Here is a 13,660-nt window from a genome sequence, read left to right on the forward strand (position 1 = left end):
TAAGGCGCTGCACCTAAGCATAATTTGGAGATCGTCGTTCCAGAAACGCACTGATCCCTTCCTGCGCTTCATCATGTCCCAGAGCCTCTGCCATCGTATCCCGCTCCAGATCCATTTGATCGTCATAGCTGTTGTGATCAGCAGCTGATACCAATCGCTTGATCGCCCCCTGTGCGCTTGTTGGACCTTGCGCTATACGATCCGCTATCAGGTGCGCTTCTGCCAAAGCAGGCTTATCACTAAGCACATTGACCACCCCTAACTGATAAAGCCGTTCAGCTGAAACAGGTTGTCCCAGCAAACACATCTCCAAGACCAGCTGACAGGGAATAAGCCGGGACAATGAAGCGGTAGCCCCTCCATCCGGCACCAGTCCAACCTTCACATAAGCCAGCGTAAACTGAGACTGCCGCTCTGCTACCAGGAAGTCACAAGCCAGAGCCAAAGACACACCGGCCCCGGCAGCCCCTCCATCAATCGCCGCAATCACCGGTTTTGCGCAGTCCCTTACTTTTCGAATTAGATTATGGAGTTTTTCAATATTATTTTTTCGTTCAGAAACCGTCATCTCGCGGCGCTTAGCCAACGTGTTCAGATCGCCGCCCGCACAGAAATAACCGCCTTCTCCCATCAGGATAACGCTACGGATCTCTGTGTCCTGATTGGCGAGATCCAACGCCTGCGAAAGCCCGTCGTAGTATTCCGGCGAAAGCGCGTTGCGACGAGAAGAGTTACAGTTCATGACAATCAGACGATCAGCCTTGCGCTCAACGCTGACAAGAGAAGCACGCTTCATGACATTGCCTCTCGCGCAGCTTCCCTCTGCATAGCTCCAACAAAGCGCTCCAGATGGTAGTCGACATCGCCAAGTTGGTGATCGATCATCATCAAACGCTTGGCATAATGTCCCAGAGCATACTCCTCGGTCATGCCAATACCGCCATGCAACTGAATGGTTTCTTCGCAAACCAGTTGCGCGACACGGCCAATCAAATTCTTAGCTGCACTCACATGCTTATCTCGCTGGAAAGGTTCAGCAGAAAGGTGCCCTGCCACATTGATCAGTGCAGAGCGGGCCTGTTCGATCTCAATCAAGACCGTTGACATCCGGTGCTGAAGTGCCTGGAACTTGCCCAGCGCACGACCAAACTGCGTCCGCACGCGCAAATACTCAACCGTCAGATCCTTCGCCGCTTCCATCGCCCCAACGGCCTCGGCACACAGCGCGATCACGCCAGCAGCGCGTGCTGCCTCCAGAGCAGAAAGGACAGCCTCCGAAGCCCCCAAACACGCTGAAGCAGGCACAACTACATTCACCAGAGCAATGTCGCTGGCGTGGTAACCGTCCAGATTGGGATAGGAGTACCGCTCCACGCCTGAGGCATCGGCATCTATCATGAACAGTTGCAGCCCGTCGGCACCACGAGCGCTCACAATCAGCTTGTCCGCACTTGGTCCGCCAATGACCACTGACTTTGTACCGTTGAGCCGATAGCCATCCTCTACCCGCTCTGCAGTTGTCTCTACAACATCCAGATCATAACGCGACTGAGGCTCTTCCAATGCGGGAACGATCTTAAGCTCGCCATCAATCACATCCCCGATCAGCGCCTTCTGCTCCTCAGTCCCAAGCTCGCTCAACAACCGTCCAGACATAACGCCAGAGGCCATCAAAGGCTCCACGCAGGCAAACCGGCCCAACTCCTCAAACACGACCGCAATATCAAAGCCGCTGCCTCCAAAGCCCCCATGCTCTTCTGCAAACAGCGCCCCAATCACACCTAGTTCAGCAAAGTCACTCCAGATTTTCTCCGAAAAACCCTGCGCATGCCCAACAGAGTTAGCTCGTTGCGAGGCATCGTAGTTATCTGAAAGGTAGCGATGCAGAGTATCCTGAAGCATCCGCCGTTCGTCACTATGATTGAAATCCATGGAACGCTCCTAAAGGCCGAGAATAGCTTTGCTGATGATGTTGCGCTGGATCTCGTTAGACCCACCGAAGATGGAAAGCTTACGGTTATTAAAGTAACTCGGGCTCGCTGCAGCGGCATATTCCGGCCCAACACCTTGCACGTTCGCACCACTATCCATCGCCTCAGACACAAACGGCATAGCGTAACGCCCAATCGCTCGCCGTGTCAGATCATTGATCGCCTGCCGGATCTCCGTTCCCTTGATCTTTAGCATGGAACTCTCCGCTCCCGGCGCCTGCCCTGCCGCCGCTTTGGCGATCATGCGCAGGTTCGTTGTCGCCATCGCCATCAGATCAATCTCAATCTGCGCAACCCTTCCGGCAAAATACGGGTTCTCCAGCAGTGGCTTGCCACCAGACATCTGCTTGGCACAAATCTCCTTCAAATGAACAAGAGCCGCCGTCGAAAAGCCAACGCCTGCAATATTGGTACGCTCATGGGTCAGCAGATACTTGGCGTAGGTCCAGCCCTTGTTCTCCTCTCCAACAAGGTTGGCAACTGGCACCCGCACATCCTCAAAAAACACCTCATTAACTTCCTGTCCACCGTCAATCAGCGTAATGGGCCGAACAGTGACACCCGGTGTCTTCATATCAATCAAGAGAAACGAAATACCTTCCTGAGGCTTCACGTCCGTGTCCGTACGCACAAGACAGAAGATCCAGTCCGCATGTTGACCCAGTGTAGTCCAGGTTTTCTGACCGTTGACAACATAGTGGTCCCCATCCCGCACAGCACGGGTCTTCAGGGAGGCAAGATCAGAACCCGCCTGCGGCTCAGAATAGCCCTGACACCACCAGTCCGTACCATCCAAAATCCGCGGTAAAAAGTGATCTTTCTGCGCCTGACTGCCAAACTTCAAAAGCACTGGCGCCAGCATGGAAAGCCCGAAAGGGATCGTCCGCGGCGCATGGGCAAGGCACAGCTCTTCTTCAAAGATGTGCCGGTAGACTGCATTCCAACCAGTCCCACCATGCTCCACCGGCCAGTTGTTCGCCAGCCATCCCTGCTTGTTCAGCGTGGCATGCCACTCTTCATGGTCCGCCTTGGAAAGACGCTTTCCCAATCGGACCTTTTCCGAGAGCGTCTGCGAAAGGTTCTTGTTTAAAAACGACCGCACCTCATCACAAAATGCCAACTCTTCAGCTGAATAATCCAAGTCCATATGCCGCCCTCCCTGCTTCATTGGACATAACTGTCGGGAGGATCCAGAACGCATCGCTCAACTCATCCCCATCATGAGATCAGAGTATCGCGCATCCAGATTATTTCAATATGTAATTCATAATTCCAATATGCAGAATTTAAAGCAAGCAGCGATCACGACAATAAGAGCTTTCCGCTCGCTACAAGCTTAGCCCCGATTGACCAGAACCGAGGGCAAGCCCAACGCCCGTTCCAACTCTTTCACGCGGTCCCGCAGTTTCGGCCCAACTTCATTTTGCATGCGATTATAGCTCAGCATGTCCGGTGTTGCCCCGCAGCTGATCGCAACCGGCTCGCCAAAATCATGAGACCGGAAACCGGTTGAGACCGCATTGATGTTCTCAGCATAACGCTTATCTTCATCAACAATCACAAAGCCTTGGGCCAACAGCTGAGAGTACCCTGCAGCCCGTGCAGTCTCCAGTGCCTCAACGGAAATGCTCTCATCCCGTCCCTGTACACGCTCGCAAACCTGCGCAAACTCATGGTCCGTTACGCTGGCCAGATAAGCATGCCCGGAGGATGATCCAGTGACCGGAATGCGGTGCCCCACTTCCAGCCAGATGGCAGGTGCGCCTTGCGGGCGCCACGTCTTGGTCAACAGCATCTTGTTTTCATCAAGCACTGCCAGCAAAGCAAGCGTACCCGTCTCATCAGCAAGCTGTTGCATCATCGGGTTTGCCGCTTCAATGAAGGAAACAGAGGCACTGGCAATATTGCCCAGCGCCAGTGCAGCAGGACCAAACCGATACCGATCATGACGACGCGCATGGCTGAGATAACCAAGCTGCTGAAGGGTGAAAGTCAAACGGGAAACTGTGGATTTGGGTATGCCAGTGCGCTGAGAGATTTCCTGATTGCCAAGCCCGTCATCAGAAGCCCGGAACGCCCGTAAAACCTGCAGCCCTCGCGCCAGAGTTGTCGCAAACCGCCGGTCTTTTTCTTCATGTCCGCTCAACGCTAAAACCCCACCCCAATCATGTACATCCCTTGCCTAACACACATCATCCAACTCAAAGAACACCAGCAAGGCATCCTGCAGCACTTCTCCAAGAAAAACACCGCTCACACTTCCAGCCATTCCCGCCGGATATCATCCCGCGCTCGAAACTCCTCTGGTGTCCCGTGATAAACAATCTCCCCATGTCCCATCACATAAACCTCTTGGGCAATCTTCAGCGCGATGGAAAGTTTCTGCTCCACCAGCAAGATGGAAACACCGGCTCGCGCAATCTCCGCAATCAATTCCCCAACCTGCGTCACAATTTTGGGCGCAAGCCCTTCGGTCGGTTCATCAATGATGATCAGATCAGGATCTCCCATCAGAGTCCGGCAGATCGTGAGCATCTGCTTTTCGCCGCCAGAAAGTACGCCAGCTGCCGTATCAGCGCGTGATTTGAGGTTTGGGAACATATCGAGCATCTGCTCAATGCTCCACCTGCCCGGCTTGCGCATGTCCTTAATACCAAGAAGAAGATTGTCCCGCACACTCATCAAAGGGAAGACATCCCGGTTCTCCGGCACATACCCAAGCCCCTTACACGCAATGCTATGGCTCGGCAGGCCGGAGATAGTCTCGCCCTTGAACCAGATATCTCCTTTAGGTGCCACCTCGCCCATAATCGCCTTGGCTGTGGTGGATCGCCCGACACCATTGCGCCCCAGCAACGCCGTCACACTGCCTTTCGGCACATCCATATTAACGCCGCGCAGCACATGGCTCTTGCCATAAAAAGCGTGCAGATCGCGAACTTTCAGCATTTCACTTGCAGCAGCCCCGCTCATGCGCTCATCTCCGCAAAATCTGCCTCATCACCCAGATACGCCTCTCGCACCCGCGCATTACCGCGGATTTCCTCTGGTGTTCCGGTTGCGATGATCTCACCATAAACAAGCACTGAAATTCGGTCAGAAAGCCCGAACACGACGCCCATGTCATGCTCCACGATCAGGAGCGTCTTACCTTCCGTCGCCATCTCAATGAGCTTGATCGCCCTGTCGGTTTCAGAATGGCTCATGCCTGCCGTCGGCTCATCCAGCAAGATTACATCTGCCCCGCCTGCAATGGTAATGGCAATCTCCAGTGTCCGTTGGTCCGCATAGGTCAGCAGCACAGCAGGCACATCCGCCTTGTCCGTCAGCCCCACCTTCTCCAGCACTTCAGCAGTCTTCCGCTGAACCTCCTTCAGGTTACCAATGTTCCGCCAAAAGCTGTGCCCATATCCAAGCGACCACAACACCCCGCAGCGCACATTCTCACGAACCGACATATTGGTAAAAATGTTGGAGACCTGAAAACTCCGAGACAACCCTAGCCGGTTGATCTGATGAGGCTTAAGACCAGCGATCTGCTGTCCACCCAGACTGATCTGCCCCGAACTTGGTGGAAACAGACCAGAGATAAGGTTGAACAAGGTGGACTTGCCAGCCCCATTAGGGCCGATGATCGCGTGCCGCTCACCCCGGGCAATCTCCAGCGAAACCCCTTCGATGATCTTCGCCGGACCAAAATTTTTGCGAAGGTCCGTCAGCTGTAAGGCTGGAGCGCTCATGAGCCGACACCTCCCTGTCTGGAAAGCACTTTGAGCGAGCCCATGCCAACACCAGCAAGTATCAAACCAACTACCCACGGCATCATCTGGTCAGGCGCCAGATGGAAGCCAAACGGTTCAAAAGCCTCCCCAAATCCATTGGAATGTCGCACTGCCAACTCAACCAGCACAATAACACCAGCTGCAGCCATCAGGGCCGAAGTCGCAAACACCCCAGCCCGCAACACCCCCTGACCACTCAAAGAATGTTTTAAGGCTGCAGTCCCGCTCAGCAACAGCCCTGCAAGACCACCCGGTGCAAACAGGATCATCCCGATAAACAGCAGTCCCAGATAAAGCAGCCACGCCTCTGAATAATCTGAGAGGTTGGACTGCATATAAGTCAGCACCACAGCTCCAAGAATAGGCCCTGCAAAGTACCGCGCCCCGCCAATGAACGCCATCAGCAGCACCAGACCTGACGGCACCGCGCTCAGGCTTTCCGGCGTAAATATCTCATAGTTCACCGCAGACATGCCGCCCGCCAGCCCAGCAAAACCGCCAGCGGCGATGAACACCAAATAACGTACACGGTTGGGGTTATAACCCACAAACTGCACCCGCTCTGGATTATCCCGCACCGCCTGCGCCAACTTACCAAGTGGCGTGCGGGTGAACGCATACATCAGCGCAACCCCAAGAAAGGTCCAGAACGCGATAAACCAGTACACTTCGCCCAAAGGCCCAAGAGACAACCCGAACAGCTCAACACCATTCATACGATCGCCAGTGATGCCTTCCTCGCCACCGAAGACACTGATGAACATGAAACCGGCAGCAGCAACAAGTTCGGCAATGCCAAGCGAAATCATGGCAAACGGCACACCCGCCCTCCGGCAGGACGGCCAGCCAATCACAGCTCCCGCCAGCGCTCCTCCAGCAAAGCCCACCAAAGGCAATGCAAACATGGGAAAGGCTGCCCAGAGCCCCCCATCATAACTGGCATTCTCAATCGCATTCATCCCATGCATGGCTGCATACCCGCCAAGGCCAAAATAAACAGCATGACCAAAGGAAAGCATGCCCGCCTGCCCTAGCAACATGTTGTAGGACAGAGCAAAAACCATATTGATGCCGATAGCATTGAACAGCGACAGCCATGTTCTGGATGGCTCAAACAGTGGAATACTCAAGAGGATTAAGGCAAGCAGCAAAAGCGGCAGAACCCGTGTTGCAAACTTGTAGCGTGCACTCGGTGCCAGATCAGGCACCCGGTCAAGGCTGTAGTCGGTCAAAACTCACGCTCCCCCATCAAACCACGCGGACGCAGCATCAACATCAGCACCAGAAGAAGGAATGGCAGCATGGGAGCCAAAGACGCAATGGTAATACGTCCGATGTCGCCATCAGCGCTCAATCCGGCAAACGAAAAGATCTCCGCAAAACTGCTATCGATTGAGATGGCAAAGGTCTGAAGAAAGCCAATCAGCAAACTGGCAATAAACGCTCCTTCCAGACTGCCCATACCGCCAACCACAACAACCACAAAAACAATCGGTCCGAATGAAAACGCCATGGATGGCTCGGTCACCAGATAGTTGCCACCAATCACCCCGGCCAAACCCGCCAGCGCACAGCCCGCCGCAAACACCAGCATAAAGATCCGCGGCACGTTATGTCCCAGATGAGATACCATATGCGGATGTGTCAGCGACGCCTGAATGATCAGCCCGATCCGTGTCCGCTTCAACAGGTACCAAAGTCCCGCCAGCATCGCGATGGACACAGCCAACATGAAAATGCGATAGGCCGGATACTGAGAACCGAACAGTTCAAAGAGCGAATAATTGAGCTCCGGCGGAATCTCATAGGCAACAGCAAACTTGCCCCAGATGATCTTCACCAGCTCTTCAATCACATAAGCCAGCCCGAACGTGAAAAGCAGCTCAGCCACATGCCCCCTGGCATGCACTTTGCGCAGGCCCCACTTTTCAACGCAGGCTCCAGCTGCTCCAACGCAAATCGGCGCCAGAAATAACGCAAACCAGAAGCCGGTGTGCTGGCCAAGAGTAAAAGCAAAATAGGCACCCAGCATGTAAAAGCTGGCATGAGCCATATTGAGAACGCCCATCATACTGAAAATCAACGTCAATCCGCTGGACAGCATGAACAGCAACAAGCCATAGATCAGCCCGTTGAGCAGAGCAAATACAACCGTCTCCATAACATCCCTCAAGAGAAAAGAGCACGCTCAAGCCCAATTGCCCGAGCATGCCATTGTTCAAGTAAGATCGTTAGGAAGGACGACGCATCCTGCACCTCGTCGGAGTTTCAGTCGCTGCTGCCGGAATGGTGATATCTGTCTTGAACCCATAACCGGTATTCTCAACATCACGAGCCACACCCTCAGAAAACGTTGAGATATAAAGCGGTTGCATCAGCTGGTGGTCATCCGCCCGCATGGTCACCTCACCATACGGCGTCTCATAAGTCATCCCTTCCAGCTCAGCTGCAACCTTGGGCACATCCACTGACCCAACTGCATCAACGGCCTTATCAAGCATGTTCATCAAGGTGAAAACCCGCTCGTAATAGTAATCAAGTTTATTGGTTTTCTCAAAATCATCCACCCGAGCCATCTGTTTTTCAGAGGCCTCGATGTTCTCGTGGAACTCAGTGATCTGTTTCACCAACCCAACAGCACTCTGCCCCATCGCAGTCGGAGCCCCCAGACCGCCGCCATAGAACGTCAGATACGGCACTGTATGACCGGACGCATTAGCCGCTTTCACCAGCAACGTCATGTCTGTTCCCCAGTTTCCCGTAAACACAACATCCGCTTTCGCGCTCATCATTTTCTGCACGTAGGGTGTGAAATCCTTAACCTTGCCAATAGGATGAAGCTCTGCACCAACAATCTTGATGTCCGGACGTTTCTCCTCAATCATAGACTTTGCAGCTGCTGTAAACGCTCGCCCGTAAGAATAATCCTGCGCCAGAATATAAGCAGACTTGATGTCTTTCTGATCCCGCAGCCAATCAGTCAGACCTGCCATTTTCATGTCCACATGCGCATCAAACCGGAAATGCCAGTAATTGCATTTCTTGTTGGTCAGCGCCGGATCAACCGCCGCATAGTTGAGGAAAAGAACCTCTTCTCCCGGATTACGCTTGTTGTGCTTAGCTATCGCATCGGTCAAAGCATTCGCAACGCTCGACCCGTTCCCCTGCGCAATAAAGCGAACACCCTGATCAATCGCCTTCTGCAGTTGAACAAGGCTCTCTTTCGGATTGATTTTATTATCAAAAGCAACCACTTCCACCTGCATACCGCCCATACCACCAGCGGCATTAATTTCTTCAGCCGCATAGCGGAAGTGCTTCACCCCAGCATCACCCGTACTCCCAAACGGACCTGATAGCGGATCAATGTATCCGATCTTGATAACCTCAGCTTCCGCAGAGAGAACACCGCCAGAAAGCAGAAGTGCAACCAGACTAGATTTCAATAAATTACCTTTAGACAAAACAACCCCTCCCCCAAAAAGATTTTTCATTATAATTTTATTAAGGTAATGAGATATTCATCAGACTATATTGTCAAGCAATAAGTAAAACCCAATTCCGCATAGTGACTTAAGCAATTTCACAGTTCAAAGCAGAGCCGAGTCATCTGTTCGAAAACTTCATCATCAGCTGCCATCAACAAACATTGCATGCAGCCTGAAAATTTCTTCTTCAGATGATTGTAGTTTGTATCAAACAGCACAACACACCCTCGAGACCGGCCCTACAGAATATCCCAGATAAATCAGTAGAGTTAGGGACAGCTGAATGGGCAACTTCAAAATCATTCACGACTTGATGGTTGAAGTCGGACCGCTTCTGGAAGCCTTGGAGATATCAGAGTACGCAGAAGCCAAAACCTGGACTGTTCTACTGGAAGATTTCCTGATCATCCTGGAAAGTGATGAAGACAACAATATCCTTCATATCTCCACCATTTTAGGGAGCCCTGCGCCAGAAGCCCGAAGGGATACTTATCTTAACGCCCTACGCTACTCAGGGGAACAACAGACGGAAAACAATTACCGTGTTGGCCTTGTTGAGAAGGACGGTGATCTCGCATTGATCAAAACCGAGTACACCAACAATCTGGATAGAAACAAACTCTACACCACGCTCAAAGACTTCTTGAGTGAAGCTGGCAAACTCAATCTCATGATTGAGACCACACCCGGACCGCAGATCTCCTTGACCGAAAACACCGGCGAAATCATTTTACCCGCCTGATAAGCGTTTACGAGCAAGGATAACTCCAAATCTTCTTTTAAATTTTTACTCAAGTGTTTGCTGCGGCACACCTGTGGCTTTTTCCAATTGTTAGAAGCGAAAGGTGAATTGGCCTGAAAGCAAGAGCAGGCTGAAATCAGGAGCAGGACGTGCAAAAAATCTTTCAAATGTTGTCAGGGAGAAATGATGTTCTCCTGGCATTTCTTTTGATCGCAATCGTATTCATGATGATCCTTCCGTTACCGACGGTTCTCGTGGATACGCTCATTGCAATCAACCTGAGCCTTGCGGCGATCCTGCTGATGGCTGCGCTCTACCTGAAAGATGTTGTAGCCCTCTCGGCCTTTCCCTCTATCTTGCTTCTGACGACCCTCTTTCGCTTGTCATTGTCCATCACGACGACCCGTCTGATCCTGCTCAAAGCCGATGCCGGTGAAATCATCGACACCTTCGGCAACTTTGTGGTTCAGGGCAATCTGGTCGTCGGTATCGTTATCTTCCTGATCCTGACCATCGTAAACTTTCTGGTGATCACCAAGGGCTCTGAACGCGTGGCAGAAGTCTCTGCTCGCTTCTCCCTTGATGCGATGCCCGGCAAGCAGATGTCGATCGACTCCGACATGCGTGCTGGCCAGATCGAACTGGATGAAGCCAAGCGCCGCCGCACCAAGCTGGAAAAAGAAAGCCAGCTTTATGGTTCCATGGACGGTGCCATGAAGTTCGTGAAGGGTGATGCAATTGCAGGCCTGATCATCACCGCGGTTAACATCATCGGTGGCGTCATTATCGGCACCTCCCAACATGGCATGAGCGCTGTTGATGCTCTGGATCGTTACACCATTTTGACCATCGGTGATGGTCTGGTTGCTCAGATCCCGGCTCTGTTCATCTCCATCACAGCTGGTTTCATGGTCACCCGTGTAAGCACCGAAGATTCCAGCGACCTTGGATCTGATATTGCCAAACAGTTGAACAGTGAACCAAGGGCCCTCATGATTGCAGCGACAATCATGGTCGGCTTCGCGCTTATTCCTGGCTTCCCAACGTTCATCTTCTTGCTCCTTGCTGCAATCTTCGGCTCTGTTTCTTTCTTCTCCATGCGAAAGACAAAATCTCAGTCCGCTAGAAAGGATTCACAGCAACTCTCAGCCTTTGCGCCCGCCATAGCGCCTGAAGGCGAAGCTATGATGATGCCTGATGAGGACATGGCGACCGAAGTGGAAGCCGCTCAGGATCTTGCCATTACGATCACCGTTCCACTCATTGTCGATATCTCGTCTTCAGTCAGATCCACACTCAACCCGAAGAAGCTCGACAGAGAAGTCGCAAAGGTGCGCAAAGCGCTCTATTTCGATCTCGGCGTCCCCTTCCCCGGCATCAAACTGCGCCTCAACGAAAGCCTGCCGGAAGGCGAGTACCGTATCCTCGTCAACGAAGTCCCTGTTGCCCGTGGCGCAGCGCGCTCCGGTTATTTCATTGCCCGCGAAACACCGCCAAACCTCGCTATGTTCAACATTCCTTACGAGGAAGGCGACAGTTTCCTGCCAAATACCCCGTCCTTCTGGGTGAACAACCGACACTTTGAACAAGCAACCCGCGCTGGCATTCAAACCCTGACACTGACCGGCATGCTCAGTCTGCATTTGGCTCATGTGCTTAAACAACACGCCGCAGAGTTCCTCGGCATTCAGGAATGCATGTTCCTGCTCAAGCACATGGAAGGCGACTTTGACGAGCTGGTGCGCGAAGTAAACCGCGCTGTCCCTCTCATCTCGCTGGCCGATGTTCTCAAGCGTCTGGTGCGTGAGGACATCTCCATCCGTGATATGCGCACAATCTTGCAAGCCATCGTGGAATGGGGCCAGAAGGAAAAAGATCCGCTCATGTTGACGGAGCATATCCGCATGGCATTGAGCCGCTACATCACGCACAAATACTCTGCAGGTCAGCACATCATTCCGGCATATCTCATCGACAAGGATATCGAGGATGAAGTGCGCGGTGCCATCAGGCAGACCAGCGGCGCCTCCTATCTGGCGCTTTCGCCGGATACACACCGCCAGCTCATCACCGTCATGCGCAGCGCCATTGGCGATAATCTGGCACACAACGGCATCGCTCCGGTCATTCTGGTCCCAATGGATATCCGCCGCTTCTTCAGAAAAGTGATCGAGCGCGACTATGCCGATCTGGCTGTGTTGTCCTTCCAGGAACTGGCGCCAAACGCCAACATCCAGCCATTAGAGAAAATCAGTTTACGCGGCAAGGTTGGCACCCTACCAGCCTGATCCCCGAATACCGCGTAAAGCCTGCCCTTTGCCCGGGCAGTAAGGTGGAACCCGAATAACCATAATCAGAAGCCCCAACTTCGGGTCATCGGGTTCCACCTGTTCTTAAAATGTTGGGAAGAAATCATCATCCTCGGTGATCTCAGCACCGTACTCCCCGTCATCAAACTGAAAATCCTTATAACCATCCTCTTTGGTTGCTCCAGCTTTTAGTCCCTCCTCCAGAACCTTAAAGGCATCAGCAACCTGGTTTGCAGGATTTTTCCAAAATACAATCTGGCCAAAAATCATTGCTTCTGAGTAGGTCCCTAAAGACGTAAGCACTTTTGCTGCATCATCTTTGTTGAATGGTTTGCCATCTTCTTTAATCAGGGCAAGGTGCACGCCTTTTACCTTGGTGCCGTCACGCACGGTAACACCGATGCACGAACTGAAGCCGGTGAATTTGATTTCCCCTTCCCCGCATCCAACTTCTCGCTCAGCTATCGCCATGATATCCGCAGCCTCTTTCAAACTTCCATCTTCCGGCAGGATCAGATCTGGCTTGGAGGCATCACCATCAACGGCAGGAACGTCTTCAGGCTTAGACGGCTCCTGAACTTCTGCTTCCACTTTTTCTTGAGCAGCTGTTTTTTCAGGCTCCTTAACGTCATCTTTAACCTGCTCGTGGACGTCATCGAGCTCTTTTTCCTCAGCCTTTTCCACGCTCTTAACGTGGTCCTGACCGACAGCTTCCACCTGGTCCTGAGAACCGGCTTTCAGCTCTGGCTGTTCATTGCCGTCTGGTTGATCACCAGTCCCAACCGGCTCTTCATCAATTACCTGAGCTGGGATTTCCGGGTTAACACCAATGTGTTTCAAAACATCAGTCGCCCATTTTTCGTGCTCAACACCCATTCTCGTTCTCCGAAAAGTTACCCAGCAATTCTCGCGGGGACACTTTAAATTCACATGAAGGTGGAGCATCCATTTTTGTACTAATCCAACCCAAGTCTCAGCAACCCGCCATACAAACACCAATGGCACCGCATGGCCTTCCATGCAGTGGTGGAATTTAGGGTCCCGAGATACGGGAGAGGCAAGGCGAGCAGGCAGTGCCTGCGCTAGGTATTAAATTAGTTTCTTCGGCATTGGCTGTCGCCTTGCCCGGGCGTTTTTGTATGAAACAAGGTCTCCACCGAAAGGCATTGGGAGCAGGTGCCTACCCATCAACGTGAGGCCTCACAAAACACAAGGCTTTGCTTCGAAACTCACCTCTTTGGGCAGTTGCTGTAAAGGACAGTTTGACTTGTCCCTGACAGCTGCAGCTGCCAGTGTAGACGCCCATCGGGTGACCAGCTTCCGCTTGGTCCCTGCACTAAAGACTTTC

12 protein-coding genes are annotated in these 13,660 nt (G+C 52.6%); 2 read left to right on the top strand and 10 right to left on the bottom strand.

The features are described from left to right. Positions 1-13: 13 nt before the first annotated feature. The 9 genes from PsW74_RS14545 to PsW74_RS14585 form a co-directional block, all read right to left on the bottom strand. Positions 14-796 (bottom strand): enoyl-CoA hydratase family protein, encoded by a 783-nt coding sequence (locus tag PsW74_RS14545; protein ID WP_063289294.1) that lies wholly within the window; start codon positions 794-796, stop codon positions 14-16. Then, entirely contained in the window at positions 793-1,932 is a 1,140-nt protein-coding gene (locus PsW74_RS14550; RefSeq protein WP_063289295.1) for an acyl-CoA dehydrogenase family protein, read from the bottom strand. The genes PsW74_RS14545 and PsW74_RS14550 overlap by 4 nt, the downstream gene beginning before the upstream one ends. Positions 1,933-1,941: 9 nt before the next feature. Continuing rightward, entirely contained in the window at positions 1,942-3,138 is a 1,197-nt protein-coding gene (locus PsW74_RS14555; RefSeq protein ID WP_063289296.1) for an acyl-CoA dehydrogenase family protein, read from the bottom strand. Between the two features lie 189 nt (positions 3,139-3,327). Next, positions 3,328-4,137, bottom strand: coding sequence for an IclR family transcriptional regulator (locus PsW74_RS14560; protein WP_063289297.1), 810 nt, complete (start codon positions 4,135-4,137; stop codon positions 3,328-3,330). Between the two features lie 107 nt (positions 4,138-4,244). Further along, on the bottom strand, positions 4,245-4,940 hold the full coding sequence (locus PsW74_RS14565; protein ID WP_063289390.1) for an ABC transporter ATP-binding protein: 696 nt from the start codon (positions 4,938-4,940) through the stop codon (positions 4,245-4,247). A 20-nt stretch (positions 4,941-4,960) separates the two neighbouring features. Further along, positions 4,961-5,731, bottom strand: a complete 771-nt coding sequence (locus tag PsW74_RS14570; protein WP_063289298.1) for an ABC transporter ATP-binding protein — start codon at positions 5,729-5,731, stop codon at positions 4,961-4,963. Then, positions 5,728-7,005, bottom strand: a complete 1,278-nt coding sequence (locus tag PsW74_RS14575) for a branched-chain amino acid ABC transporter permease (RefSeq protein WP_063289299.1) — start codon at positions 7,003-7,005, stop codon at positions 5,728-5,730. Before PsW74_RS14575 ends, PsW74_RS14570 begins: the two co-directional genes overlap by 4 nt. Beyond that, positions 7,002-7,934: a branched-chain amino acid ABC transporter permease gene (locus tag PsW74_RS14580; protein ID WP_063289300.1), complete on the bottom strand. Its 933-nt coding sequence runs from the start codon at positions 7,932-7,934 to the stop codon at positions 7,002-7,004. The genes PsW74_RS14575 and PsW74_RS14580 overlap by 4 nt, the downstream gene beginning before the upstream one ends. 70 nt (positions 7,935-8,004) lie before the next feature. Next, positions 8,005-9,237: a branched-chain amino acid ABC transporter substrate-binding protein gene (locus tag PsW74_RS14585; RefSeq protein WP_063289391.1), complete on the bottom strand. Its 1,233-nt coding sequence runs from the start codon at positions 9,235-9,237 to the stop codon at positions 8,005-8,007. 307 nt (positions 9,238-9,544) lie between these two features. Between PsW74_RS14585 and PsW74_RS14590 the strand changes: the two genes are divergently transcribed. Next, positions 9,545-10,003 (top strand): type III secretion system chaperone, encoded by a 459-nt coding sequence (locus PsW74_RS14590; protein WP_063289301.1) that lies wholly within the window; start codon positions 9,545-9,547, stop codon positions 10,001-10,003. A gap of 149 nt (positions 10,004-10,152) precedes the next feature. Beyond that, entirely contained in the window at positions 10,153-12,291 is a 2,139-nt protein-coding gene (sctV, locus tag PsW74_RS14595; RefSeq protein ID WP_057464013.1) for a type III secretion system export apparatus subunit SctV, read from the top strand. A 105-nt stretch (positions 12,292-12,396) separates the two neighbouring features. On the opposite strand, the gene PsW74_RS14600 is transcribed toward sctV, so the two are convergent. Beyond that, positions 12,397-13,188 (bottom strand): hypothetical protein, encoded by a 792-nt coding sequence (locus PsW74_RS14600; RefSeq protein ID WP_063289302.1) that lies wholly within the window; start codon positions 13,186-13,188, stop codon positions 12,397-12,399. Positions 13,189-13,660 lie beyond the last annotated feature (472 nt).

It is taken from the genome of Pseudovibrio sp. W74 (assembly GCF_001623085.1).
GTDB lineage: Bacteria > Pseudomonadota > Alphaproteobacteria > Rhizobiales > Stappiaceae > Pseudovibrio.

Excerpts from the sequence above, each read along its gene's own strand:
- PsW74_RS14545 (WP_063289294.1), bottom strand. The coding sequence starts at position 796 with ATGAAGCGTGCTTCTCTTGTCAGCGTTGAGCGCAAGGCTGATCGTCTG.
- PsW74_RS14550 (WP_063289295.1), bottom strand. The coding sequence starts at position 1,932 with ATGGATTTCAATCATAGTGACGAACGGCGGATGCTTCAGGATACTCTG.
- PsW74_RS14555 (WP_063289296.1), bottom strand. The coding sequence starts at position 3,138 with ATGGACTTGGATTATTCAGCTGAAGAGTTGGCATTTTGTGATGAGGTG.
- PsW74_RS14565 (WP_063289390.1), bottom strand. The coding sequence starts at position 4,940 with ATGCTGAAAGTTCGCGATCTGCACGCTTTTTATGGCAAGAGCCATGTG.
- PsW74_RS14570 (WP_063289298.1), bottom strand. The coding sequence starts at position 5,731 with ATGAGCGCTCCAGCCTTACAGCTGACGGACCTTCGCAAAAATTTTGGT.
- PsW74_RS14580 (WP_063289300.1), bottom strand. The coding sequence starts at position 7,934 with ATGGAGACGGTTGTATTTGCTCTGCTCAACGGGCTGATCTATGGCTTG.
- PsW74_RS14590 (WP_063289301.1), top strand. The coding sequence starts at position 9,545 with ATGGGCAACTTCAAAATCATTCACGACTTGATGGTTGAAGTCGGACCG.
- PsW74_RS14600 (WP_063289302.1), bottom strand. The coding sequence starts at position 13,188 with ATGGGTGTTGAGCACGAAAAATGGGCGACTGATGTTTTGAAACACATT.